The sequence below is a fragment of the Nitrospira sp. T9 genome (assembly GCF_052156535.1).
GTDB lineage: Bacteria > Nitrospirota > Nitrospiria > Nitrospirales > UBA8639 > Nitrospira_E.
This window is the reverse complement of sequence record NZ_JBQKUP010000042.1, coordinates 64,345-90,803: the sequence shown is the minus strand read 5'-3', so window position 1 is coordinate 90,803 and position 26,459 is coordinate 64,345. Positions and strand designations below refer to the sequence as shown.

Below are 26,459 nucleotides of genomic sequence, written 5' to 3'. Positions count from 1 at the left end.
AATGTCGTCCCAAGAAATACGTTGCCTTCACCACTCTTTCTCCTTTGTGAATCACCACTGTAAGGCCATATCAGGATCGGGGCATTTCGGTAACGGCTTACAAATGAACGCCAATATATAAATGTTCTTGTCAGGAACGTTAGGCGGGGGGGATGCCGGCGTTGCAGGACGTGGCGCCGGCCTCCGAACCGGGGTCGTCGGTAACCGGGTATAGGCCGACGCCTTCAGGGTCACCATGGACCGGGAGAAAGCCGGGCGAGCGACCATTGGAGTCATGACCGCTGGTTTTACCAAGACATTCCCTCTGGTTGGCTGAGTTGGCACCCTGATGGCCGTGGACTTAAACGAGGCCATCGCCTTGGGCCGCATTTTCATGATTAAAGGTTGTACAGGTTGGGCTTTGATTTGTTGTGGTGCTATCGGTGGCCTTTTCATCAATTGCGGTTGCACGGCTTGCAGGACAGCAGGGTTTATCCTTTTTATCGAATTTTGATCTTTCACCGCATAGTTAAAACGTAAATCTACAGACATTTTCGGGTTGGAAGAGGTTGATTGGGTTTGTTTTGCCTCGACGACCACTTTTCTGGCGAAGACGATTGCCGTGACATAGGCCGGACAATCTCCGGAAGGCGGACTGCCACCGTCAGAAAAAATCTTGGTGGAATCTGACAACCGCCAGAACCGTGCCCGGAAAATTTCAGAATCAAACCAGGACCGCTTGATGGCCGCAGAACTGAATTCCAAGGTCACAGATTTCATCGAGGAGACTTTTCCATCAGCCGAAAATCGCTCGCGGAGATCTGCCGGTGCTTCATGTACTAACGTGTTGATTTCCGCCTCGCTGAGAGAAAAGGGATTCCACGAACCTTCTTCCAAGGCATTTGACGGGGTAAAGCTGCTTGGGAAAACCGTAAAATTATCCTGAGCATTGGTCTCACTGTCGAGATCCTGATTAAAACATCCCTTCCACTCATCCCAGGTCATTGTGGGAGATTTGGCTCCAAGATTCTGGTACTGACTTCTGGCAATATTGACTTCATTCTTGTAACCCTCCAGGATCCACTGATTATCCAGATCCTTGAGCTTTGCCCGAAACGCAGGCTCATCGACCTCCCGCCAGTGTTTTTTCTCTGATTCGTCCTCTGCGGCCTCACCCGTACTTCTCGCCTCCATGAATTCCTGCTCAGCCATAATATAGGCATCCTTATACTGGTTATAGACCCTGACCTTCGGGCTGTCCTGGAGAAGACCTCCCTCACCCGGGACTTTCAGAAAGGCCAACGCCTTCTGATACGCCACTTCTTCTTCCGGTGTACGCGTCGAAGATGCAAGCATGCCTTCTCTCAGCACATATTCCAACTCATTCCACAAAAAGCGTGTATCAGTGGGTAACCAGGCCTCATCATGGGGAATTAGATTCACGAGCGTTGAAAACGCGGCCAGATTAGCCTTGCTCTTGAGAAGATCACTCCCGGTTTCCTGTGAAAAAAAATCCAGATCCTCTTTGATATAGGCCAAGGGTGTCACAGGAAAACTCAGAAACGTTCCTTCCTTTTCAAAGACTTTTTTGGCTTTGGACATCAAGGCCAATTGCACGATAGAGTCGATAGCCATGTATTACCTCATCAAGTAGTTATGTTGGTCGAATTGTCCCATTCCCCTGGTAGCCCCGCCCCAACTTGTAATTTTGAGGCAGGGCGACATCGAGAGTTAAATCCAATCAGTGATTTCGCTCAACGGATCAGGGCTCTTTGGGAACACATGGCATTTGAATCCAATAATTTGATGACCCGGCACTCGCATTTCTTGTTTTTCCGAATCGTAGTGAAATTTTGAGGAACGTTCTCCGCTGGCAGAACTACGACCATGCGAGCCACCAAAATGAAATGGCCCAAAATGCACGGCGCCACCACCACTTGCCGACGATCGTTCCCAACTTTGTGCGGCCTCTGAAAACCCACTGCTATTCCGGAAGCCAATCACGAGATCTTTGATGAAAATGATGGCAGTGGGATAGGCCGGGCAGAGTCCTGTTGCAGGTTTGCCGCCGTCACTGACAATTTGCTTTGATGATTCGGGATTATTTTGGTCAAAGCGCCACAACTTACTATTGATAAAACTTGTTTTAAACCAAGGCCGAACAATTTGGCATTGGGTAATCGAAAAATTCATATAAAATTGGTTGCTGTCAAACGTAATTTTAGATTCCGATTGTCCACTGGCATTGCTGGCAGACGCGCCACCGCCGAAAATGCCTAACCATCCCCCTCCGGCACTTGTCCTAGACCGTTTCATTTGGTAACTGGAATTGGAGGAATTATTATAATCCGAAGATTGGAAACTAAAGTTGGTCCATCCTGCCGCCTGCATGGGGTTGCTGGGCACGAGCGAGGTATAGAAAAAATCGCTGCCGGATGACATCCCGGTGATTCTGGCCTTCTCCAAATCATCCTGATATTGGGCTTTCAGCAGTGCCATATCCCGTCTCATAACCTGATCAATAAACGCGTTAATGCCTTCATAATCATTTTTGTACCCATTACTCACCCAATCTCCCATAGCTGCCTTGACCCTGTTGCGCAGAATGTTGGCGTTCATCCCCCAATAATGAACCGCTTTGACATTGTCGGCGGTCAGGGCATCGATGCGGGCACTGTTGTATGCCAATGCCGCCGCCTCATATTCCGTCATCTTCTGGTTATACAGATTCACTAAGGCACTGGGTTCTGAGACCTCGACCTCTTCATCAGTCACAAGATTCTTTTTAACCCTCGTCGTCGAGAGCAGCCCTCGGAATTTTTCAATTTTTTCTTTTGTTTTTTCATCTAATTGGGTTTCCATGATCTGGCTCATGCGTAAAATGTACTCAAAACGCTCTGAAAGCGATCCTTCATTGTTCATGATACTCATGGCCGCGAATTGATTATTCGTTGTTGCCGCCAGGTCGGGGACAAAATCGACGAGCCGTGCAAAGCTTTCTGCATTCATATACTGTTTGCTGGCATCTTGTGCACGCAATCCTTCTAATACTGCCGGTGACAACTCTGGCTGATTTGATTCACCTTCTCCGCCCCCACCTTCAATCACCATGTCCTTCAGGGCTTTCTTTTTCACTACACCCGTTAACCCTTGTGTTAAAAAATCAAAATCATCGGGTTCAACAGCCAATCCGGGTGTGCACCAACTAAAAAAATTGTCTTCCGATTTGGGGACGGTATCATCCCCGTTGGTTAGCACATTGTAGATTTTCCCCATAATCGAATTAAGCATAACGCTCGGTTCAACCTGTGGCATGACGACTCCTCCTTACAGTAAGACGTACCCTTTAAAGGATACGTGGAAATTAAATAATTGGGCCCATATATTTTTATTGACGTGAGCAAGACTTATTCCTAATTTGCCTGTGGTATGGTGACGAGTGTTGTGCAGACCTATACCCTTTGTATTTCAGCTCTTTTCAACCTTATCTTCAGTGCTCACCCGACGCGGGCGTTCCTTTCATAAGGTTCCCGGTGTATCCGATTGTTAGACATGTTTATCTGTTTAGATAACCGGCACCATCTTCCCGGTTTGTTGAACATTTTGATTGGAGGCAAGACTTCACATCCAATCTCCATGTGATCCTTTGCCATTCACGAAGCCAAACAAAAAATTATGTAAGACATGATCCAAAGGTCATACGTGGAGACTTCGAAGATCAGGCAATCTGAAGACGGGTGGGACATTCAGGAAATGCACTGCCAAAACGAGATTCATGGACAGACCAATGCGCCCTGTTATGCACTGACTGGGCTTTAACGAAATGAGAGAGTGACGCCAGGAGAGAGAGGAAAATGTCAAAGGAATATTTTGGTTAACTATATCTCCATGGGCCGGAACACTGTAGGTTAGAGAAGAAACTATGAGATTACCGGTTGAGTCTCGATATCCCAAATGCAGAATGTCGGAAATGCAGGAGTGCAGGTGGATTTCCGGGGAAAAATGGCGCCAAAAGAGGCGATTGGCCATTTTCATTCATTCCCGTTGTGGCTTCCACAATAATGGGTGAGGGGAAGAGTGAAAATTTTCTATAAATTGGTTGACCTCATCATCCTATTTTGTTAAACAACCAATGTTTCATGCCGCTTTATTCTCCCGCTACACTTCCCCATTCATAGTTCGGAGGGTGTCACCATGTCTCAGGAAACAGAAGAACTTTGGTCCAGGCGTTTTTTCCTGAAATCCTCCCTTGCAGGCATGCTGATTCTTGGCAGCCGGTTGATGTTTCCGGAATCCGCATCGGCCCAGTCCCTGCCTGAAGGCCGGCTTCACCTCTACAATGCCCACACTGACGAACGACTCCAGGTGACATATCGCAATCAATCCGGCCGCTATGACCAGGAAGCCTTAAAAGACATTAATTATCTCCTGCGATGCCATCATTCCAAAAAAATATGCCAGATGGACATCCAATTGCTGGAATATATGAATCAGGTAGTAAAGTTAGTTGGTCAGGGGAAAGAAATTCACGTCTACTCTGCCTACCGTTCGCCCTCATACAATAAATTGTTGATTCGCCTTGGTCGGGGCGCCGCGCCAAATAGCCTACATACGGTCGGACAAGCAATGGACTTCTCGATTCCCGGCGTTCGACTTTCAAAAATTCGACGCGCCGCTGTGAAGCTTCGGTTGGGTGGAGTCGGCTATTACGGTCGGCGAGGATTCATCCATATCGATACCGGAGCAGTCCGGTACTGGTAATTCCTTCTTTCATTATCACGTTCCAACCAACATCTTCCGGTTTTATAAGGGCTCTGAGGAATAGTCGGGGAATTAAATCCTGCCTGTAGGATTGGCAAATTCCATGGGTAAATTCCGCATGGGACCGGATCAGACACAACCATGACGTCCGAGTGCAGGATGCAATGTGCGCAAAACGCCACGTCCCCGGAGGTCTCTCTCGCAGAGATCCCAACCTTTGACTCTGCACATATGTCCTTACATTGATGCTTCGACGGTGTGAGTCATGTCCTTTAGAAAAACAGGCCTCTCCAAACTCAACCCCGTCAATGAAATTTTTTTTGATATTGACTGTCCCTACTTCTGTGCTAGCCTTTTACGGGGGCATTATTTTAAATAGTCTTATATCTGAATTCCGCATTATTCCGGTTCTCTTCACGAACTATGATATCTTTATGTGAACAGGATGGAGCATGCCCTCCTCAAATGAGTCAGGCATCGTATTGTCCGCTTTTCCAAAAGGAACCTTAATGATGGAAGATGGCTTGTCCACCCCGGTAGGAACCCGCCGATCATTCTTTATAAAAACCACCGTGTTTATTTCCTCCCTTATCGGAATTTCCCTTGCTGTCCCATTGATCGGATACGTCATCGCTCCTGCTCTTCAACGACGAAACAAGGAATGGGTCTCACTGGGAAAAGCCGATGCGCTACCGGTTGGTGAACCCAAGGCGATGGATTACACCATGACGGAAAAGGATGGATGGCAGGAAATCCACACCACCAAGGGCGTGTGGGCGGTGAAACAGCCCAATGGGGAGGTGACGGTATTTTCGCCCATCTGTCCCCATTTAGGCTGTGGTTATCGATGGGACCAACAGGACCGTCTATTTAAATGCCCCTGCCATGGAAGCGTCTACGACCTGAACGGAACCGTGAAAGCCGGCCCCGCACCACGCCCGTTGGACACACTGCCATCCAAAATCGAAAATGGTGACTTGCTGGTCCAATACGAAGAATTTAAATCCGGTCTGGCGAAAAAGGTTGAACTCTAAGCATGGCCTCACGTCTTTATCAATGGATCGACCAGCGCCTGAAATTAAAGCCCCTGGAGCAAACCCTCCTGGACGAGCCCATTCCCGGAGGTGCCAGCTGGAACTATGTCTTCGGCTCGGCCACACTTTTTCTCTTTGTTTTACAAGCACTGACTGGCATGTTTCTCATGGTGTATTACGTGCCGGCGACAGACCATGCCTACGACACCGTTCAGTATATTCAACATGAGGTGTGGGGCGGATGGTTTGTTCGTGGCCTGCATCATTGGGGTGCCTCAGCCGTCATGGTGGCCATCGGGCTCCACATGTTGCAGGTTTTTTTTGATGGTGCGTATAAACGCCCCCGGGAACTCATGTGGATTGTCGGCGTCATCCTCCTCGCCATCATGCTGGCGTTCGGATTCACGGGATATTTGCTTCCTTGGGATCAAAACGCCTATTGGGCGACCCAGGTGGGAATCAACATGGTCGGCAGCGTTCCCCTTATCGGAGATTTCCTGGTGAAAGCCCTTCGTGGCGGGGAAACTCTCGGCGCCCTGACCATTTCGCGTTTTTTTGCCATTCACGTCGCGTTTCTTCCCCTAATCATTGCAGTGGGAATCATGCTCCATCTCTTTATTCTCAGACGGGTGGGGCCCGCCGGCCCTCATGATGAAAGGAGGGCCAGGGCCGGGAGTGAAACCTTCTACCCACGGCAGGTTTTCATGGATGCGGTGGTCATGCTTGGAGTATTTGGCGTTGTCGCCATGTTGGCGATCAGCACGGAATTCCCATTGGCTGACCGGGCCGATCCGTCGGACCATTCATTTGTTCCCGTACCGGAATGGTACTTCCTGTTTTTTTATCAGCTTCTCAAATATGCCCCAGGGGCATGGGGACCCCTGGCGACCTGGCTTCTGCCCACACTCTTTTTCATCGGATTGCTGCTCCTTCCCTTTGTGGATCGCAACCCTGAACGCCATCCGTCCTCACGCCGGGTCGTGTTAGGAGCGGGATTGGGATTTTTGATTGTGGTATTCAGCCTGTTGAGTATCTCTCTCCGTGACCTATACGCCGTGCCCAAACGTGATCCTTCGGTGGTTCGAGGCATGGCCTTAGTGGAACATTTCAATTGCAAAACCTGTCATCGCATTCACGGGGAAGGTGTAAATGTTGGCCCAGACCTTTCTTTTGTCGCCGATCGACGACCCGACAGAGAATGGCATCTTCAGCATTTTAAGGATCCGCAATCCGTTTCCCCGGGTTCCTTCATGCCAAAATTTCCACTTAACGAGAAACAGCTGAACGACCTCACCAATTACATGCTGACTCTTAAGAGTGGGTAACACACCTTCCTACCCTGCGAGGATCGGTTAATCTCCTTGAGAGCAGCCATCAGCATGGAGCAAATTGTACTTTCAACTGAAGGCTGGGGGAGAGTGGATCAGCCACGACTCCGGCATCAGATTGAGGCCGATTGCGAGGTGAGAGTCAATAACCTCATACCCGATTGCAGGCACATCCCGACTGAACAAAAAGTGTCCCCCACGGCCATGTTCAACAGCCGTGGGGGAAAGGACTCTACCCTCGACGTTCGCCACGGGCTTGACTGAGCCAATGCTCCATTTGTTTGCCTGCTGCTTCCCGACCTCCTAGACCAAAAGATAACGCCACCGCCACCGCAATGGCTCCGAGAGTCAGGCCAAATGCCAGATTGACGATTTCATTGGCCAACCCCATGGCTCGGAGACCCATGGCGAGCACCAACCCGAGAATCGCGAATCGGGCAATGTTTGCAACCCCTCCAGAATTCGCTCCATGAACACGAATGATGGTTTCATATGCGAGATTCGACAACCAGAACCCGATGGCAATGATCGCACTGCCCAATAACACCTGACTACCAAACTCTATAAACATGGTGACCAATTCGGACACCTGATGAAAACCTAACTGGTTGGCCGCTTCGACAACCGCAAATAACATGATAAAAAAAGCCAGAACATTTCCGACCACAGACGAAGGAGTGGTTTGACCCGTAAAGGCTTGTCCCAACCCCAGCTTTTCCGGCAGAGCGTCGAAACCGAGCCCGCCTAATAAACTCGCCACGATTTGCGAGACTAATCGGGAAATAGCAAAGGCGATTCCTAAAATAATTGCTGCCGCAAAAATATCGGGAATGGCCGACATCATGGTATTCAACATATCGGTGGCCGGTCCTGTAATCACTTCAATTTCCAAGGCTTGCAGTGCGGCAACGACCGCAGGGACCAAAATCAGGATATACACCACCAACGCAAGTAAATGAGACAAGGACATCGTTCCGCGCAATCCTATTTGTTCACCCAGCCGGTCGGTTCCGGCTGCCGTCAACAGGTTACTCACCAAGTCCCTGACGATTTTGGCCAAGAACCATCCAGCAACTCCAATTAACACTGCACCGAAAATATTCGGGAGCATGCTTAACATTTCATTGACCATGTTTTGGACCGGGACCAATAGGCCGTCAATCTCCAGAGTCCCTAAGATGGCGGGGAGGAATAGCAGTACAACCAGCCAAAACACCACATTTCCCAGATTAGCGCTGATCGGTCGCACCCCGGCACCCGCACTTAATTTTTCATCCATCGTCGTCGATTGCAAAGCCTTGGACACAAGGGTTCGAAGTACGGTGGCGATAATCCACACGATTAACATCAATATTCCTCCAGCCACTAATTTCGGAACAAAGGCCATTACCTGATCGACCAAAGTCCCCAGAGGACCGGAGACCATTTCCAAATGTAATGCGTTAAAAAATGCCACTAAAACTAATAAAAGAATTAAATAATAGATTCCTACCGCTGTACCTCCTTCCACATCCATGGTAGTACCGGTGGTCGAACGCAATCGTTGATTGACGTTCAACAGGCCCAGACCCTTCCTGATTCCAGCTCTCACAAGCAGAGCCACTATCCACCCCAGGATGAGGATTCCCAATGCACCCAGTACATTTGGCAAGGTTTCCCCAAGATTCACTTGTAACGTTTCGGTCAATTTACTCATGTCCATAGATCACTCCTTTCGATAAAAATACATAATGCCGATCACCCCGTAGATATTCTCTACAGATTGATGGTGAGACAGGAAGATACTATTGGTCAGCTTATATTGAGAAAAATACGAAAGGTAGCTATCGAATTAGGAAGGCTCTTACCTTAACAATTGAGAAAATTTAAGTCCACCTAAGCGCAGAAAACCTGAATTTCCTGGAGATTTTTCTTAATTTTTGAAATACGGCATATGCTCATTGTCGGTCTGGACACAGTGTCAGAAAAAAAGCGGCATCCCTTTCATGAGGGATGCCACCCACCGCTTGATTATTTTCTTATTCTTCAACTCGGGGTTTTGTCGTCAGCACATTTTTTTAAATGACAAGTCGGCTGATCACAAGTCCATCACTATTTTCCCTATCTTATGCCAACCCTGGGCCAGTTATGATCCACTACGCGGACTTCGCTAATTCGGAAGTACAATGTCCGCACTTGGTGGCTTGAATGGGTATCGTCATGTGGCAGAATTTGCATTCTTTCGTTGTAGGATCCGCAGGCGGGGCCTCTTTTTCTTCACGTTTCATCTGATTAATGGCTTTAATCACCATAAAAACGGCAAAGGCTACAATAAGAAAGCTAATCACCGAATTGAGAAATACTCCATAATTCATGGTGACAGCGCCTGCCCCCTGAGCATCGGACAAAGCAAGATATGGCCCTGGAGGCACTCCCTCCTTAAGGGTGACAAACAGGTTGGAAAAATCAACGCCACCCAACAAGAGTCCAATAGGGGGCATCAACACATCGGCCACCAGCGATTTGGCAATGGTGCCAAAGGCCCCTCCAATAATGACACCGACAGCCATATCGATAACATTGCCTCGCATGGCAAACTCTTTGAACTCTTTGAGCATCACATCCTCCTTATCATGAGCGTGAACACTAGAACAGGTTTTTCCCAGGATGATCATAAAAAGGCTGCATCATCCTCTCTCAACACAAAAACAAATGCAAGATCCTTTTAGGGCATCCCGTTCTTCGCCTAACCGGGCTTTCACCTCCAATATTTTCTGCAATCCGTAAAACAACAGGGCCGGCGACAATCAAAAAAAACCTGGGGCGGCCCGCCTATCCTCGCCTATTTCCAGTTGAAGACCCCCTCTAAAAGCCCCAACTGTCAAGATCAGCTCGAACAGGTTAGCCGCCCTGCGCGTTCCGCACCCCGACAAACAGTCTACCATTACGATCCACCTTCTAAACGCCTTGTGATGCGCGTCTTTGCGTTTTCAAAATAAGACATTCATCCATCAATCTTCCCATCTGACGATAATCCAAGGGTTTTTTCAACTCACGAAAATGCCTCGCTTCATCCGATGGAGGAAGATCTCCCAATACTACGACCATCGGAGAAACTGAGGCGTGGGAGATTTCAGCGCTCATGCCACTCTTCAATTGCTCCAGAGAGTGGCTTTCAATGAATAGTGCATCAAAATCATTCCAGGTTTGCTCCATTATCCCCTTTGGCAATTCATCAAGGTATTCGCAATCATACCCGTGTAGTTTTACTATTTGTCCCAGGAAATCACGAATCAAATGATCCCTCGTGATGATCAAGACGCGACCTAGCCTGGGGCTCGACTGAAGAACCTCATTTTTCGCCGTTCCCATAAGGTCTCTTCCTTCCCGGAGGCTGCGCAAAAAAGTTTGTTCCCGACACGTCTCTTTCAGAGTTAGTTGCTTAATATTCATCATGTCTGAATACAGATTTGAAATAGGCACAATGCTCTCCTGGCGTTCAGACAGGCCCCCATCTTCCATTTGAATCATTAATTTCGGATGGGTCTCGTCTATTCCTACTCCGGCAGGAAGCCTCTCTTTGCCAAAGAACATCTAAGTCGGATGCGAATTCCGTGAGGAAGAACAGATCCCTCGACCCCTCCGGAACATAACTCCTGACCGTGATGATCGTTCCCTTATCCTTTTTGACCACTTCGATGACTGATATCCCCACCTGAACCGTCCCGTCACATTTTGAATTGATGGCTGGCCTCGGGGAAATATCCTCGCCATCCAAGGCAATCCGTGGCTTAAGACCTTCCGGTTCTATTCCCAAGCCGAAAAACAACACCCCTAACATTCCGATGGCACCGCAGAGACTCATGAAGGAAATTGTATGGAAGCGTTGAATGTTCATTGTTTGGATTCCACCTACTCTCTGTGTACCCATATTCATTAACAATAATGATGCCAAATGAATTTTCCTTAAATTTCAATCATTCCCGTTTTTCATAGGGAATTTTTCCCATTGTGAAACAGCAGGGTGTCTCAGGGTGTCCCAGTGAAAAACACTTTGAAGCAGGCGAGTGAGAAAAACGAAAGGACACAGGAAAGAATCCAAACGTTGAGGGCCCGATCATTTGCCATGTCCGAGCTCACGAATGAGAACCTCGGCGTATGCATCAAATGCATATCCGAGCGACAGGATATATTGGGTGTCCGCTTTTTTTGTTTCAAGAAGCCGGGAGTTAAATGCCATATGGCCATGCACATAGGCCGTCGATTGCAATCGATATTGACGAAAACCCCATCACCTGTACCCTGGCTTTAATCCCCGAGGAATGTTCAGGATTTATACAGAAATGGCGGAATCAGCGGGAGGATTCTTCTTGAGAGATATTCAACTCGGTTAAGCGGCGGTAAAAGGTAGAACGGCTCATACCGACCAATTTTGCGGCTTGCGCACGTTTTCCTTTCGTTTGTGTCAAGGCATCAAGGATAAGCTGGCGTTCATTCGGTTTACAAAAAGGCGATGCCTGAACAATCGGAGACACGTCACACAATTCAGGAGGCAGATCGGTCGGAAGGACGCTTCCTCCACGGCAATGTATCAGGGCATATTCCAAGGCCCCTTTTAATTCCCGGACATTCCCCGGCCAGGAATAGCGTAAGAACCGCTGCATTGTTTCCGGATCAATACTCAGAACATGCATTTTCCCAAGCGCGACACGGCTTTTCACGAAAAAGGCCGTGCTCAACAACGGAATATCCTCCCGGCGCTCTCGCAGAGGAGGAAGCCTTAATCGCGCAACACGGACCCGATAGAGTAAATCCGCACGGAAGGCACCCTTGTCGACCAATTCTTGAAGCTGCTGATTGGTGGCCGCCAATACCCGGACATTCACTTTCCGCGGACGGGACTCCCCGAGACGAATAATTTCTCCCTCTTGCAGCACGCGGAGCAGGGTCGTCTGAATCGTTAACGGCATATCTCCGATTTCATCCAACAATAACGTGCCGCCTTCAGCCGACTCGAAAAATCCTGCATGGTCACTCGTCGCTCCCGTAAAGGCGCCGCGTTTGTGACCAAATAACTGACTCCCCAAGAGGGAATCGGTCAATCCTGCACAATTGACCGGCAGAAATGGATGATCATGACGCGGACTTAATTGATGTAACGCACGGGCGACTAATTCTTTGCCCGTCCCGGTTTCCCCATCAATGAGCACTGGCACATCTACCGTGGCAATGTCCCGAATCCGTTCATATACCATGCGCATGGCGGGACATTTTCCAACCAGATCGTGAAATTGTGTTGGCCCAACCAACTGCCGGCGCAACTCTTCTATCTCGGTGACATCTTTTAACAACAAAATGGTTCTTCGAGAATCTCGAGGATCATCTTGAACTTCAACTTCCACCGCGCGGGTAGAACGGTTTTTCCCATCCATCACGACCGACACAACCTGACGCTGCGACCCAGGTAACCGTCCCATTGCCTCGACCCTGGCATTGTCATCTGTTTTCCACGGAAGGCCCTTACCCAGAGAGCGGCCAATCATGTTGTCAGGATCGATCTGCAATAACTCACGGGCTTTTCCACTCACAAACGTCACCTCCCGATTCGCATCGACCATGATGGCCCCCAATCCCAGCCCGTCGAGCAGGGCCATCACATCATCCCGTTCTTGTTCGCTTTTCGCTAATCGATTACCAAGTTGAGCTTCCGTGCGTTCATGATGATTGACGGCCTGACGATGCGAAAGTTGTTCTTCACGTGCCTTTTGCAGTAAGGGCTGGATCGGAAGGATCTCGGGTCCAAAGCGTTGTAGAATGACATACCGAACAGACCCATGACGGACGGCAGTGGCTTCCAGGACAACGTCTTCTCCAAATAATACCGGTTCACTCCACAAACCGGATTTCCATTGGCCGGTCTCAGCTGAATCCCACCATGCCTGCGCTTCTTGGAGAAAATGTTGAAGAAAAAATGAATGTCCCAATAATTGTCCAGGAGACACCTCATTCCCCTGGGTCATACCAGGAGGAGGAAACCAACTGGGCAGATCACCCACAAAGTCGAAACGATCTGCAGTTTTCTTGAAAATTAACGCATCAAAGACACTAAGGAGAGCGGGATCGTGGATGGAACCGGACATGAGTCTCACCAATCTCCGCTAGCAACAAGGGGATGAGGGAATCCTGTCGAGTGTACGGACGTATATCTACCGGTTGAGGCTTCTTTCATCCAGCCTCGTCTTCAGGCTTTCAGCATCGCTTCAGATAACGCGGAAAACGCCGCCTCGACACCTTCACCGGTTTTTGCGCTAACCATGGACACCAGACAGGCCTGGCCACTGAGATCAGAAACCATGGGACACTCCACCACCCACTCGTCCAACAAATCATGTTTATTAAGCAGGAGGACAAAAGGAACAGGACCAATGGTCTTCAAGGCTAATTCATGTAACCTGCATGCCACATCAACCGTTTCTCGCCTTGTGCCATCAATCACCAGGATATATCCCGAGGATCCCTGCAAATATGACGCCCGAACCTTTTGAAAGTCATCATCGCCATAGAGATCCCAAAGAACCAGCAGAATGTCTTGCCCGCATACCGACAAAGATTTTTGGTCAATTTTGACACCAACCGTGGTGAGATATTTTTCGGAAAAAATGCCGGAGACCAATCGTTTCACCAGGCTCGTTTTCCCCACGGCAAACCCACCCAACATACAAATTTTTTTCTGAATCACGGTCCGGTCCTCGCTCCCGCTTTCCTGGTCTGTGTTATCCCGGGCTCCCTCACCTTGAATGACACTCGCCGACTGGCAGAATACGCCTGTCCTTCCCCAGTTCCAGGTTTTACTTCGGGGTCAATCCCTTTGCCCTGGGCTGATAGTTTTAAGACATGAAAAGGGTTTTGACTGATGAGCTCCAGAACCTTGTTCGCTCGCCGTTCACTCAGGGACACATTGGTCGGGTGAGGCCCCACAGGGCTGGAATATCCCATGACATCAATAGCGGGCTCCCGACCGAGCTGCATGGCTTTCTGATCCAATTCCTGAAGAATGTGTTTCACCTGCTGAATTTTTACCAATTCCCGATTCGGCAACCGCTCCTGCCCTGACAAAAAGAATATCGCCTGCCCTTCCAATTCAACTTGAAGTGCTTCAAATTGTTTCATGTCCGTGTCAATGAGACGTTTCAAGGAAATCTCCGAAATCCCAGGGATTGCCAAGGCGGATTGCTTTACTTTGGAAATCCAGGCATGGGAACTTTCCCCCATCAGGATGATCCGGCTATCCTCAACGCTTACCTCTACCGATTCGGGTGGCTGTAAAACTGTAACTGCCCGCTTACGAACCATCTGCGGAGTAAGGGCAATAAACGGTTCCAAATGAAACCCGACCGCATGGGAAGAATATCCCACCTCTTCCAGCAACCGTTCAGGGTCCACCGCCAGAGGGTCTCTCAACCCATGAAACACCGTTCGCCCCCCTTCCTCCTGAATAGCCGTTACCACAATACCCGGCTCGGCCCCGACGCGCTTCAACAACTCAGTCCACTGTTGATGATTGAGAGAAGCCTGATAGGCCCACCATCCCAAAGTGGCCAGAAGAAGAATACTTAATACCCAGAATACGAACGGAAGGCCTTTTCGTTTTTTCACGAATTGCGCTTGGAGACAATCTTCCAAATGAGGCCTGGTCTCTAAAAAAACTGTTGAATCGCCTTGAAAATTCTGCAGAGAATCGGAATATTGGGCATGAAGGGATTCAAGCGTGTTTTGAAGAAAATCCCGCAATTTCACAGGAGGGGTTCCCCGAATCACTGTGGCCAAAATAGCCCTGGACCCCTGTTCTATCCAGACCGTCAAATCTCCAATCCTGAGCGATTCCAATCCTTCATCCTGACCTTGCTGAAACGAATCTCTCACAAAATCCTGAATGGCCGTCAACATGCCGGAAATGGCCGCTTCCCCCTGACTGGAAATCCCTTCAGCCATCACATGATTGAGTAACAATCCCGTTTTTTTATGAATCAAAAATACCTGTTCCACTCTAAATCGAAGGGTATGCAACAACACCACTTCCACGAAAGGTCTTCCTGTTTTCCAGGCCTCCCATCGCCACTGAAGTCCTTGCCAGGACATACTATATTCCAACGTCTGGTTGAGAGATTGGAGCATTTCCCGCATTGCCCGGGAAATGGCTTTTCGAATGGCGGATCCCAAGATGGGAGCGATGGAATCACTAATAAGCTGGGGAGATTGTTTGATGGAAAGGGCCAATGCTTCTTGTGTAATCGGGAGCATAGAAGCCAATAACCGATTATCCTGCCGAGCTCGAAGTCGTATCGCATCTGGAAGGACGCGGCTCACCTCCTTCGCATCGACCACCAACGTATCGAGTCGTTGTCGTAACCGATCTAATTGAACCTGCTCGGGGGACAGCAACAACCGGCGAAGGGCCGAAAAATCCTCCGACTTTCCTTTGTCATATTCCGATGGTGCCTGAGTTGGAGACGAACGACCCGTACGTTCCATATTTGCCCTTCAGGGGGAAGCTGACGTTTTTCTGATGGTGGGAGGGTGAAAAAATGCATGGAATTGATCGTCTGCCTTCGTCATGGGAGGTATAACCCCAAGGACCGCTATCAAGGCTTCATGATTGGTTCTCAGTGTCCTTAGCCCCCACTTTGAGGCGCAAGGCGACTTCCATCAGCATTTCGGCCAATACTGCCCGATCGGTTTTCTCAATCTTCAATTCATTGACCGCTTGTTGAAATTGAGATTCCATTCGGCGCATGGCCTCCTGATCCTGTTCAATCAGCTCATGCTTCTGCTTCTGCATTTCCTCGTTCATTGCCTGGAATTGATTCGAAGCATGCTCCGTTAATTCCAAAATTCGTTGACTGATCTGGGCTTCAACGGTCTTGACTGTTTGTTCCATGTCCTGAATGGTAGAGACGCGTCGGTCCTGTTCCTGCTGTAATTTCCCGACCAACCCCAGGATTTCCTGATTCATTTGTATTTTCAGATCCTCAACAGACTTGGTGAGGTCTTCTCGTAGCCGCCCGCTTTCCTGTAATAACCGATTCTCCAATACAGCGAATCGTTTGTCGATTTCCCGACTTTGGGCCCCGAAGAGAATATCCCTGACTTTATCCAGGCTCCCCTCTTCCGACTGCGTGGCCCATTCTTCCTCTTGAGGGGACGAAGCTTTCTCAGAGGAACTCGAAACTTCATAAGCCACGTTTTTGAATGTTTTTTTTGAGGGTTCGATCACGCTCATAGTCGTCACTCCACGAGGTAGTCAACAACTTCTACGTCTTAGGGGACACTCCTTAAGCGCCATTATCCTACCATTGGTAAAAAATGGTAACAAGACACCAACCCCAGCATATACAGGGGAAACTTTTTATCTTTAAATGAATTTTCTGTTGAAGAGTCAGAATCCTGTTTCATTTTTTCGTTACAGCTCAGGGATGAAACGGCCACACATATTCAGAACATCACCTCCAATTATCAAAGACCATTTCCATCCTAATGCACAATGAATTCATGCACTTAGCGCATAAATCATGAATGATCGTATCAACAAGGACAGAGGGAAAGCCTTCGCGTTGGAAAGGGTAAAACCAGGAAATTCTCTACAGAGGCAACGCGAGGATAAAAACCACGATAGAGGGGAATGGGAATAAGAAGCTCAGGAAAGGCAGGAAAGTTAGATTGGTCTTTTCACTAATCTTTTTCGGGCTCGGCATTTCCATGTTTATGCGTGACTCGATCTTCGTCAAACAAATCGGCCATTTCCTGAGCCATCACATCATTATCATGCGGGAGAGACATAACCGACAATTCTTTTTTTATTTTTTTTTGAGAGACAGCCTTAGGATCCTCGGCGTCGGTACGTTCAGGATCGTTGGGTTCTTCGGACGTGTTATCGTGATTCATGATGACATTCTCCTCTACGATGATTACTCAAACGATTCCAAATGGGACCGCTCAGGAAACTTGAGCTGACAACTGGGACAGGTTACAAAATAGACCGATTCACGAACCGAGAGCACCGCTCTGAAATCCAGGGACACTCCGCGATGTCGACAAGATGGACATGGGATTTCCTTGAGATGATAGGGGATATCCGGCTGTGTTTGTACATAAAACTCCATATCGGTATGGACGGGAAACATATAATGACACCCTATGCAAATCGCTTTCCATTCCCCATCTTCCGTTGCCGTCCTGGAGTCGATTCCAAAGCGATTGGCCTTGCAAATAGGGCACTTCACTTCTCCTAACCGCGCTTCAACCTGCTTGACGCTTAATTGGGTCATTCTTCTTCCTTATCCATTCTGTTGAACATTTCCCTTTTCCAAGTATAGGCTTCCCCCCAGAGATCCCGCAACCAATGACCCCACGCCCCTGGAGGACTTTTTCAACACCCTGCTAATCTGATACAACCTTCCAGGCCATCAGGAAAAACTGACCCACGCACGCTCACCCCTTTTATTTTCCTCACGTCACCACCCTCTATGCCCGAGCTCCCTGAAGTAGAAGTCATTCTCAACCATCTAAACCGGCATGTCCTGGGTGGGACTATTGAAACACTCACCATACACCGTTCGGACATTGTGCGCACCGGGCACGACCTCATCCCCTGGTTTCAGCGCTCCACGATCACCAATATCACCCGAAAAGGCAAATGTTTAATCTTTACCTGCCATCGAGCCAACGATACCCGGTATCTGCTTTCTGAGCAGGGAATGACCGGACTCTGGTTTTACAATCCTGGCTTGGCCTCAACTCCTCAACACATCCATTGCCGCATCGATATTTCCGGAGCGGCGGCCACGGACCTGCATTACTGGAATCCTCGCCGGTTTGGCCGGCTCTGGCTGTTCACCCCACCGGAGTTAGAAGCCTTCATGCAGCGCCGATTCGGCATTGACGCCATGGATATCGGTGCACAACCCTTTATCCAACTCATTCAAAGTTGTCGAGGCAGGCTGAAACCTTTTCTTCTCGATCAACATCGGCTTGCGGGTATTGGAAACATTTACGCCAATGAAATCCTGTTTCGGGCCCGGGTGCACCCCCAGGCCCGCGGCTATCGGCTGGGCGTCTCAGCCTGTCAACGACTTTATGACACCATGCAGACCGTATTAGGTGAAGCCATTGCCGCTGGAGGGTCCTCCATCAGAGATTTTCGTGCTCCGGATGGGTCGTATGGACGGTTCCAGCAAGCGCACCAGATATATCAGAAGGCAGGATTGCCTTGCTTGCATGGATGCCCCACTCTGATCACCCGCCTGCAGAGTGAACGCAGCTCGTTCTTTTGTTCGATCTGCCAAAAGAGACGGTAGCCTCCATTTCATTCCTTGAGCCAAACTAAAACCTTTGCTAGAATCAAATATCAGTTTAATGGCAGCTAACCGGAGGTTGAGTCGAATACGACGTGCGAAAAATTAAACTACGAGAAGGGGTCGATTTAGCCAATCTTTTCGGCCCGCACGATCTGCACCTCAAAATGATCGAAGGGGAGCTCCAGGTGCGAATGGCAGCCAGGGGCGATGAAATTACCCTACATGGTCAACCGGAGTCAGTTCTGCGGGCCGAACATATTTTGCGGGAGTTAGCTGATTGGACCCGAACCTATTACGAATTGAAACCGGACGATATTTCACGGGCCATTCTGGCGACAGAAGAAAAACGAGATACCCCACTCAAACCCTATACCGTTTCGGCAAGCGCGCTTCCGACAAAAAAAGGGAATGTCAATCCGAAAACTCCCAATCAACAGGCCTATCTGGAAGCCATTACCAAGTCAGATCTGGTCATAGCTATCGGCCCCGCCGGAACCGGGAAAACCTATTTGGCGATGGCCATGGCCCTTGCCGCTCTCACGCATAAACAAGTCAGTCGCATCATTCTCGCACGGCCAGCCGTGGAAGCAGGGGAACATCTCGGCTTTCTTCCTGGCGACCTCTTTGCCAAAGTGCACCCCTACTTACGTCCATTGTACGATGCGTTGTACACCATGATGGATATTGATCGGGCCAATCGGCTCATCGAACGTGGCGAAATTGAAATCGCCCCGCTGGCGTTTATGCGGGGACGAACCCTGGACGATGCCTTTGTCATCCTGGATGAAGCCCAAAACGCCACCACCGAACAAATGAAAATGTTTTTGACGAGGCTCGGACTGAATTCCAAGGCCATTGTGACCGGGGATATCACCCAAATCGATCTCCCCGATTCGCAGAAATCCGGATTGGCGCAGATTGCTGACATTCTCCTCAATATTGACGGAATACAATTCGTGTATTTTTCCGAACAAGATGTAGTCCGGCATCGATTGGTCAAAGAAATTATCAAAGCGTACGACCGGTATGAACACCAACTGCCCAATAACAGCCCGCACCACATATCATCCGACCATTCGACCGCATCTCCCGGAATCCATTCAAAATCAGACACCAACGGCGAGAGGCCCACGCGGTAACACCCGATGGCTGTGTGGCTTCGTTCTCACCTCCGGCGAGTATCCGTTCGCCCCAGGACGGTGCGCCGCCTGACACAAGCCGTATTACAACAGGCAGGGTATTCTTCGGCTAATCTGAGCCTCACTTTCGTCGGCAAGACTCGCATGCAGAAACTCAACCGGACGTACCGGCAGCGGGATTATGCGACCGATGTGCTAGCCTTCCCCATGCAGGATGCCTTACAGTCGCCACTGGCATTCGTGGGTGATGTCGTGATTTGTATTCCCGTGGCACTGGCTCAAGCTCCACGGTTTGGCAACACCGCCGATGAGGAAATCCTGCGTTTACTCATTCATGGCACCCTTCATCTGCTGGGGTATGACCATGAAACAACCGATCGGGAAGCCAAACGGATGAAGCGAAAAGAACGCACGATCTTCAGTCGCCTTTCTTCGCCTACACTCCGTCTTCTTGCATAACAAAAAGCCATGCATCACGTATTTGTCGTAATCGTCGGGAACATCAGCTATGAAATGGGTTGAACGTCTTCAGAAGGGGTTAGCAAAAACACGTCAGACCGTGCAAAAGTCATTGCGTCGCCTGGGGCGGGGACACCTGGATCCCGTCGCCCTGGAGGATGTCGAATCCAGTCTCCTGGAAGCCGATGTCGGCATACACACGGTCGAGCGATTTCTTGAGATGCTGAAAGATAAAACACGGGTGTTCAGTGGGACCGATCCGACAGCGGTTCTCCATACTCTCCTCACGGACATTCTTCGGAAGGGCGAGTCGGAACCGCTGGAACAACTCATTCGACGCGGCCCTCGTCCATTTGTGATCTTGATCATCGGCATCAACGGTGTCGGCAAAACCACGACCATTGCCAAACTCGGACATCGATTAAAGCAACAAGGGTTACACACTCTCTTTGTCGCCGGCGACACTTTTAGGGCTGCTGCGATTGAACAATTGGATATTTGGGGGAAACGCACAGGCATTGATGTCATTAAACAAAAGCAGGGCTCCGATCCTGCCGCAGTAGTGTTTGACGGCATGGTCGCGGCGAAAGCTCGAAATGTGGACGTCGTGCTCATCGATACCGCCGGTCGGCTGCATACCAAAATTAATTTGATGGATGAATTAAAAAAAATCAAACGAATTATTGCACGGGAAATGCCCGACGCCCCACACGAAACCCTCCTGGTTCTGGATGGCACGCTGGGGCAGAATGCCATTGCACAAGCCCGACAATTTCATGAGTCACTCGGCGTCACCGGTTTAGCCTTGACCAAACTGGATGGAACCTCCAAAGGTGGAGTGGTCGTGGCGATCGTCGACGAACTCAATCTTCCCATTCGTTTGATCGGTGTGGGCGAAGGGGAAGCGGACCTCCAGGATTTTCAGGCTTCAGCGTTTGTCGAGGCCTTGCTCCCGACAGAAGACTCAGAGGCCTGATACCTCCCGGCTTGCTTCCACACAGCATTCTGTCGGAGAAAAACATGGTGTTCGGAAATTAACCAAGGAAATTGGCTTGTGAATTTCATTCACCAAATCTTCCCGCAAGCTTTACGAGTCCCATCATTTGTCCTCGGGTTGGTATTGCTGTGCCTGGCGATGGCGAATCCCGTCCAAGCCAAGGGGTTGATGCCTATTCACCATGGATTACATATTGAACTAAATCCAGACACCCATGCCATTACCGGATCGGACACCGTTCATCTTCCTCCATCCCATCGCGCCAACTCATCCGTCTCCTTCATCCTGCATCCTCAGCTCACAATCGATCGGGTTGAATTCAACGGCACACGGCTTCCAATCCCTCATCCCTCAAAAACCGCGATCCCGCCGTCATCAACGCGCCGGGTTATTGAAATTCCCCTACCTCACCTTGATGATCCGGACCAACCGGCAGTCCTTACACTGACGTATCACGGGCAGATTGATGATTCTCCAAAAGCCTCAGGTGGACTTCGCTTTGTCAAACCGGATGACACCAACGGACATATTGGACCCAACGGGGTGTATTTGACCTATGAAACATTCTGGCATCCCACATGGGAACAGACTCTCTCGACGTATGATCTCACCCTCAGCCTCCCTTCAGACTGGGAAACGATCACCCAAGGCCGGGAAATTATCAATACCGTGACTGACGGACGCCGAACCACTCAATGGAAGGTGAGCCTCCCAAGTGAAGCTCTGACGTTGGCGGCCAATCATTTTGTGGTGAACAAAAAGGAATGGAAGGACATTCAACTCGCCACCTATCTTTTCCCAGAAGACGCACACCTGGCTCCCCAATATATAGAAGCGACCATCGACTACCTTCAAATGTATACCGAACTTCTGGGTCCTTACCCGTTTACAAAATTTGCCGTCGTGGAAAACTTTTTCCCAAGCGGACTTGGGCTCCCCTCATTCACCCTCTTAGGTGAAGGGGTTATTCGACGCGGATATACCCAACCCTATTCTCTCGGTCATGAAATCGTCCATTCCTGGTTTGGAAATTCCGTCTTCAATGACTTTGCTCAAGGCAATTGGGTGGAAGGGCTCACTACTTATCTTTCCAATTACTATTATGACGAGGCCAAAGGGCATCAGCAGGAGGCCTTCAATACCCGACGGCGGATGGTCTACGAATATAATCTGTATGCGGAGCCGGACAAGGAATATCCCGTGCGGGCATTCCACCACAAAGAAACCCGGCTGGATAATGCCATTGGCTACCAAAAAACAGCCATGGTGTTTCACATACTCAGACAAGAAATGGGAGATGTGGCATTTTTCAACGGGGTTCGCCGGATTATTCAGGAAGGGACGGGAACCTATCTGGAGTGGAACGATCTTCTCCGGATCTTTTCAAAGGCGGCTGAAAGAGACCTCAGTTGGTTTTTCCACCAATGGATCGATCAACCCGGCGCACCAAACCTGGATATCCAGGATATCCTCGTCCAGGAAGATCCCACACAACAGGGACAATTCACGATGACCGGAACAATCCTGCAGGCGGACCCAATATTCACCATCCGCCTTCCCCTCCACCTCGATCTCAAAGGAGGACTCATGCATGACTCCGTCCTCAACGTGGATCGGGCCACACAACCGTTCACGCTGCATCTCCCGGCGAGTCCGACCACACTCGCCATTGATCCTGAGCACCATCTTCTGCTCCACCTTCTCCGTGCACACATTCCACCCATGTTAAATAGGTGGGAAACCGGCACCCGTCGGATTCTCATCAGACCTCAGACCCTGACAAAAGAGGAAGCTCAAAGCTTAGAACCTCTGTTGCAACGCCTTGAGAAACAACCCGGCATCGAAACGATCCAAGCCGATGATCCGGTCATTGCTGAATCGGCCTCCTATCTGGTCATCGGGCCCTCTGCCCGTCGTCTGTTGGAATCCGGTTCCTTCAATAGCTGCGAAAAGTTCATGGACATTCATCCGGGACACCTCTCCATTGGGGAACAGACATTCGAGAGCCCGGAAATGGCCTTCCTGATTTCGTGCGCCCATCCCCGGGATGCGAATCATACTGTCACATTCTTTTTCGGATGGTCTCCTGAAGCCGTCAAGCCCGTTTCACGGCTGTTGTTTTTCTACGGGTGGGATAGCTATCTGGTCTTCAAGCAAGGAAAAGTGATTGCCCGGGGGATGTTTCAACCCGTACACTCTACACCCGAGATTATTCGCCATTCACCGTGAGGTTCATGAATGCATCCGACCTTCTCTAGCCTTCGATCCACATTCTCGATTCGAAACATTCTCCGGTTAAGCCTGTTGTCTTTGTTCCTAGTGTGGAATACCGCCCTGGCTGCTGAACAACCCGCGAACCAGGATCAACCGGAACCTCATTTGGCCAATATCCGGCAGCTCACCTTTTCAGGAAAAAATGCCGAAGCGTATTTTTCAGCTGAGGGTGACCGTTTGGTGTACCAATCAACCCTGGAACCGGATGGCAAGACGCTCAGATCCTGCTATCAAATCTATATCATGGACCTCGATGGCACGAATGTCCGGCGAGTCAGCCTGGGCTTGGGCGGTACCACATGCGGATACTTTTTCCCCGGTGGCCGGCGTGTCCTTTTTTCCTCCACGCATATCAGTAGTCAATTTTGTCCACCCGTCCCCGAAAGGACCGAACGCTACCGGTGGGCTCTCGATGATTATGACATCTTCTCCATGAATATCGGCGGGCGGGACGTACAACGGTTAACCTCCGCCCATGGATACGATGCCGAAGCCACCATTTCTCCGGATGGAAAAACCATTGTCTTCACCTCCATTCGTGATGGAGATTTAGATGTGTACACCATGGATATCGATGGAAAGAATCTGAAAAGACTGACACAGGAAGTCGGATATGATGGCGGGGCCTTTTTTTCTCCCGACAATAAACGAATTGTCTATCGGGCCCATCATCCGAAAACTGACGAGGACGTGAAGGCCTATCGCGACCTGCTCAGTCAAAACCTTGTGGAACCCTCAAACCTGGAAATTTTCATCATGAATGCTGATGGCTCCAACAAGGTGCAGGTCACTCACAACGGGCGTTCGAATTTTGCTCCCTTCTTTGCTCCCGATGGGAAGCGCATCATCTATTCCTCAAACTTGTCGACACCGCCCGATCATCAGGGGCGTCCATCTTTTCACTTGCATATGATCAATGAGGATGGCACGCACCCCGAACAAATTACCTTCAAAGGGCACTTCAATAGCTTTCCGATGTTCTCACCTGACGGAAAACAGGTGGTATGGTCATCCGATCGGAATGCCGCCAACCCAAAAGAATTCAACATCTTTCTCGCTGATTGGGTACCCTAACCTGACGAATGTCATGTGAACTGAGCGCTTTAGTTCCCCGCTTTGATCTTCACTGGTCGGGAGGGAGGATCAAGGAGGAGAAGAATTTCCATAGACGGAAGAAAAAATACGCCCAAGGCTGTTGACAAATCCCGTTCCCCAATCCTGTGACTAACCAATCACCCGCACCTCCTTCACCTCGACGTCCGCAGTTTCTTCTCCGCCAGACTCCTCTCGTGATATTCGTGCTATCCGGGCTTCTTTTCCTTGGCTTATTTGCTTTTCTTGCTCAGATAGATGGTCCAACCCTCCAGATCGTTCACAGCTTCACGCATCCGGCCATCGACCACATTGGCACTATAGGAAACCATATAGGAGACGGGGTCACCCTGGTTCTCATTTCCCTGGGAATCGGGGCAGTGGGATTCCGACTTGGATGGCCTACCTGGAAATCCGCATCTATTCATAGCTTACTGGCACATGGAGTCGCCGGACTCTTTACCCAAATATTGAAACATACCATCGGCCGCCCTCGCCCGAGACTCAAGCAAAGCCAGGACTGGGAAATCGCCCCGTCACTTGAAAGTGGATGGGACTCTTTTCCCTCCGGTCATACCACCGCATCATTTGCCGTGGCCACAGTCCTGGCCTATCATTTCCCAAAAGCCAAGATGCTCTGGTACGGACTTGCTGCATTTAATGGAACCTGTCGCGTCATCACCGGCGCCCATTTTCCTACAGATGTGCTTGGCGGTGTACTGGTGGGAATCGGAACTGCGCTGCTCATCATTCATTCTCCTGAAAAGTGGAAGACATTCTTTCAGCACACACTCACCCATGGTCTCCCCTGGCTGATCACGGCCTTTGGTATCGTATGGATTAGTGTTCCCCATCCAGGCATTGAATTAGAACCGTCCCTCTCACTTTTTCTCGGACTGATAACTATTGGGATAGGATTAGGGCTAAGACTTTGGTGGATACGGGAACTCACTTTCGGAGGAACCCCGCCTCCCGGACGATGGCCCTCTCAATGGCCATGCCTGATTATGGGACTTGGCTTAGCAACCTCCACTGGAAGTCTTGTCGTACTGGGAGCAAGTCTGATGACGGGAATTATCTGGTGGCAGGGGACTCAATTCGAATTTACCACAAAGATCAAAAGCAATCCCTCCGACGGCTTCAAGCCCATTTGGACTGAAGCGATTATAGGACTCGTGATGTTTTTCCTCACAATCCTAATCTTTTCAATCCGATCAGGTGTAAATTTTGTCTCCCCATGACAGAATTTAGAACATTCATCGACTATCTCTCTATTGGGATCTTTTCATCGACCAATCGTATGGCCTTCTCTCTCGAGGAGGACCCTCTCTCAGTCCTCCTCGGAACCAGAGTCCTAGTGAGGTCCCTGATTTATTCTCTCCATTTCTGGTTTCTACCTGGCTCTTTATTTATTTTGGTCACCCATCTGATTGTGACCCTTCATTTGGTTCCGTTCACCCATCTGGTTCTGGCTCTCTGACTCGTTTGCTTCCGGTACACCGGACCGACGGGTTTTCATATCTTGAGTATATTCTTTAGTCGCAGCGTTCAAGGCATTCTGGCCATACAAATTTTCCTGCCCCGGGTCATTGGCCGTCGATACGCCACTTACCGGACTTTTCGATTCTTTCATCGGGTATCCGGGATGATCCGGCACCATGGATGGATTGGCAAAGGCGACAGTTCCTAATAAGCATATTCCGGCCAAACTTCCTAAAATTACGAGAGATTTATTTTTCATCACGTTTTTCATAATGCCTCCTGATTTGATTTAGGTGTAGGTCTCATAGAGCTTGGCATACCCGGAAATTTCCTCGATCCTCAGCCTTCATTTTTCTCTTCCTATAACTTCACCATGAAATGGTCTCATGAGGTATCCAGTTTAGGCAGAAGAAAAATGCTTTCTTGTAAGCCTCCTTCCCGAAAAGCAATAAAAAAGTTGAGGCTCCCAGCACTTGGAAATTTAAGGGAACTCGTTTCATCCTATACCTCCCCCGTGCGGATGTAACTGTCAAAAACCCTTGACGACCATTTTTAGGTATTTCTGTTATGAATTGCCCAAG

General features: G+C 49.5%; 23 protein-coding genes. 10 read left to right on the top strand and 13 right to left on the bottom strand.

What is annotated here, in order from left to right; genetic code table 11:
- Positions 1-51 precede the first annotated feature (51 nt).
- Positions 52-1,614 (bottom strand): hypothetical protein, encoded by a 1,563-nt coding sequence (locus tag ACTRXD_RS19845; protein ID WP_442433516.1) that lies wholly within the window; start codon positions 1,612-1,614, stop codon positions 52-54.
- Between the two features lie 96 nt (positions 1,615-1,710).
- Positions 1,711-3,294 carry a hypothetical protein gene (locus tag ACTRXD_RS19840; RefSeq protein ID WP_442433515.1) on the bottom strand — a complete coding sequence of 528 codons (1,584 nt, stop codon included), beginning with the start codon at positions 3,292-3,294 and terminating at the stop codon, positions 1,711-1,713.
- Between the two features lie 879 nt (positions 3,295-4,173).
- Between ACTRXD_RS19840 and ACTRXD_RS19835 the strand changes: the two genes are divergently transcribed.
- The 3 genes from ACTRXD_RS19835 to ACTRXD_RS19825 all read left to right on the top strand — a co-directional run bounded on the left by ACTRXD_RS19835 (position 4,174) and on the right by ACTRXD_RS19825 (position 7,099).
- On the top strand, positions 4,174-4,740 hold the full coding sequence (locus ACTRXD_RS19835; RefSeq protein WP_442433514.1) for a DUF882 domain-containing protein: 567 nt from the start codon (positions 4,174-4,176) through the stop codon (positions 4,738-4,740).
- Between the two features lie 509 nt (positions 4,741-5,249).
- Positions 5,250-5,774, top strand: a complete 525-nt coding sequence (locus tag ACTRXD_RS19830; protein WP_442433513.1) for a ubiquinol-cytochrome c reductase iron-sulfur subunit — start codon at positions 5,250-5,252, stop codon at positions 5,772-5,774.
- 2 nt (positions 5,775-5,776) lie between these two features.
- Complete coding sequence (locus ACTRXD_RS19825; protein ID WP_442433512.1) at positions 5,777-7,099, top strand: cytochrome b N-terminal domain-containing protein; 1,323 nt, start codon at positions 5,777-5,779, stop codon at positions 7,097-7,099.
- Between the two features lie 235 nt (positions 7,100-7,334).
- Here ACTRXD_RS19825 and ACTRXD_RS19820 read toward each other — a convergent pair whose 3' ends face one another.
- The 10 genes from ACTRXD_RS19820 to ACTRXD_RS19775 form a co-directional block, all read right to left on the bottom strand.
- Positions 7,335-8,804 (bottom strand): mechanosensitive ion channel, encoded by a 1,470-nt coding sequence (locus tag ACTRXD_RS19820; RefSeq protein WP_442433511.1) that lies wholly within the window; start codon positions 8,802-8,804, stop codon positions 7,335-7,337.
- 433 nt (positions 8,805-9,237) lie between these two features.
- Positions 9,238-9,699 (bottom strand): large-conductance mechanosensitive channel protein MscL, encoded by a 462-nt coding sequence (mscL, locus tag ACTRXD_RS19815; RefSeq protein WP_442433510.1) that lies wholly within the window; start codon positions 9,697-9,699, stop codon positions 9,238-9,240.
- A gap of 340 nt (positions 9,700-10,039) precedes the next feature.
- Entirely contained in the window at positions 10,040-10,378 is a 339-nt protein-coding gene (locus ACTRXD_RS19810) for a hypothetical protein (protein WP_442433509.1), read from the bottom strand.
- Between the two features lie 202 nt (positions 10,379-10,580).
- Positions 10,581-10,979, bottom strand: coding sequence for a hypothetical protein (locus tag ACTRXD_RS19805; protein WP_442433508.1), 399 nt, complete (start codon positions 10,977-10,979; stop codon positions 10,581-10,583).
- Positions 10,980-11,433: 454 nt separating this feature from the next.
- Positions 11,434-13,221 (bottom strand): sigma-54 interaction domain-containing protein, encoded by a 1,788-nt coding sequence (locus tag ACTRXD_RS19800; protein ID WP_442433507.1) that lies wholly within the window; start codon positions 13,219-13,221, stop codon positions 11,434-11,436.
- A gap of 101 nt (positions 13,222-13,322) precedes the next feature.
- A complete protein-coding gene (locus tag ACTRXD_RS19795) occupies positions 13,323-13,820 on the bottom strand; it encodes a Rab family GTPase (RefSeq protein WP_442433506.1) in 498 nt (165 codons plus the stop codon).
- Positions 13,817-15,613 (bottom strand): hypothetical protein, encoded by a 1,797-nt coding sequence (locus tag ACTRXD_RS19790; RefSeq protein ID WP_442433505.1) that lies wholly within the window; start codon positions 15,611-15,613, stop codon positions 13,817-13,819. Before ACTRXD_RS19790 ends, ACTRXD_RS19795 begins: the two co-directional genes overlap by 4 nt.
- Before the next feature lie 118 nt (positions 15,614-15,731).
- Positions 15,732-16,361, bottom strand: coding sequence for a hypothetical protein (locus tag ACTRXD_RS19785; protein WP_442433504.1), 630 nt, complete (start codon positions 16,359-16,361; stop codon positions 15,732-15,734).
- A gap of 449 nt (positions 16,362-16,810) precedes the next feature.
- Complete coding sequence (locus ACTRXD_RS19780; RefSeq protein ID WP_312741416.1) at positions 16,811-17,023, bottom strand: hypothetical protein; 213 nt, start codon at positions 17,021-17,023, stop codon at positions 16,811-16,813.
- 23 nt (positions 17,024-17,046) lie between these two features.
- A complete protein-coding gene (locus tag ACTRXD_RS19775) occupies positions 17,047-17,406 on the bottom strand; it encodes a hypothetical protein (protein WP_312741419.1) in 360 nt (119 codons plus the stop codon).
- 198 nt (positions 17,407-17,604) lie between these two features.
- Between ACTRXD_RS19775 and ACTRXD_RS19770 the strand changes: the two genes are divergently transcribed.
- The 7 genes from ACTRXD_RS19770 to ACTRXD_RS19740 all read left to right on the top strand — a co-directional run bounded on the left by ACTRXD_RS19770 (position 17,605) and on the right by ACTRXD_RS19740 (position 25,637).
- Entirely contained in the window at positions 17,605-18,435 is an 831-nt protein-coding gene (locus ACTRXD_RS19770) for an Fpg/Nei family DNA glycosylase (RefSeq protein WP_442433503.1), read from the top strand.
- A 92-nt stretch (positions 18,436-18,527) separates the two neighbouring features.
- Positions 18,528-19,574, top strand: coding sequence for a PhoH family protein (locus ACTRXD_RS19765; protein ID WP_442433502.1), 1,047 nt, complete (start codon positions 18,528-18,530; stop codon positions 19,572-19,574).
- A gap of 6 nt (positions 19,575-19,580) precedes the next feature.
- The gene (gene ybeY / locus ACTRXD_RS19760; RefSeq protein WP_442433501.1) at positions 19,581-20,033 is read left to right on the top strand and encodes an rRNA maturation RNase YbeY; all 453 of its coding nucleotides are present in this window, start codon (positions 19,581-19,583) and stop codon (positions 20,031-20,033) included.
- Positions 20,034-20,082: 49 nt separating this feature from the next.
- Complete coding sequence (ftsY, locus tag ACTRXD_RS19755) at positions 20,083-21,009, top strand: signal recognition particle-docking protein FtsY (protein ID WP_442433500.1); 927 nt, start codon at positions 20,083-20,085, stop codon at positions 21,007-21,009.
- A gap of 78 nt (positions 21,010-21,087) precedes the next feature.
- The gene (locus ACTRXD_RS19750; RefSeq protein ID WP_442433499.1) at positions 21,088-23,259 is read left to right on the top strand and encodes a M1 family metallopeptidase; all 2,172 of its coding nucleotides are present in this window, start codon (positions 21,088-21,090) and stop codon (positions 23,257-23,259) included.
- A gap of 9 nt (positions 23,260-23,268) precedes the next feature.
- Positions 23,269-24,378, top strand: coding sequence for a TolB family protein (locus tag ACTRXD_RS19745; RefSeq protein ID WP_442433498.1), 1,110 nt, complete (start codon positions 23,269-23,271; stop codon positions 24,376-24,378).
- 215 nt (positions 24,379-24,593) lie between these two features.
- Positions 24,594-25,637, top strand: coding sequence for a phosphatase PAP2 family protein (locus ACTRXD_RS19740; RefSeq protein WP_442433497.1), 1,044 nt, complete (start codon positions 24,594-24,596; stop codon positions 25,635-25,637).
- 164 nt (positions 25,638-25,801) lie between these two features.
- On the opposite strand, the gene ACTRXD_RS19735 is transcribed toward ACTRXD_RS19740, so the two are convergent.
- A complete protein-coding gene (locus tag ACTRXD_RS19735; RefSeq protein ID WP_442433496.1) occupies positions 25,802-26,149 on the bottom strand; it encodes a hypothetical protein in 348 nt (115 codons plus the stop codon).
- Between the last annotated feature and the right edge of the window lie 310 nt (positions 26,150-26,459).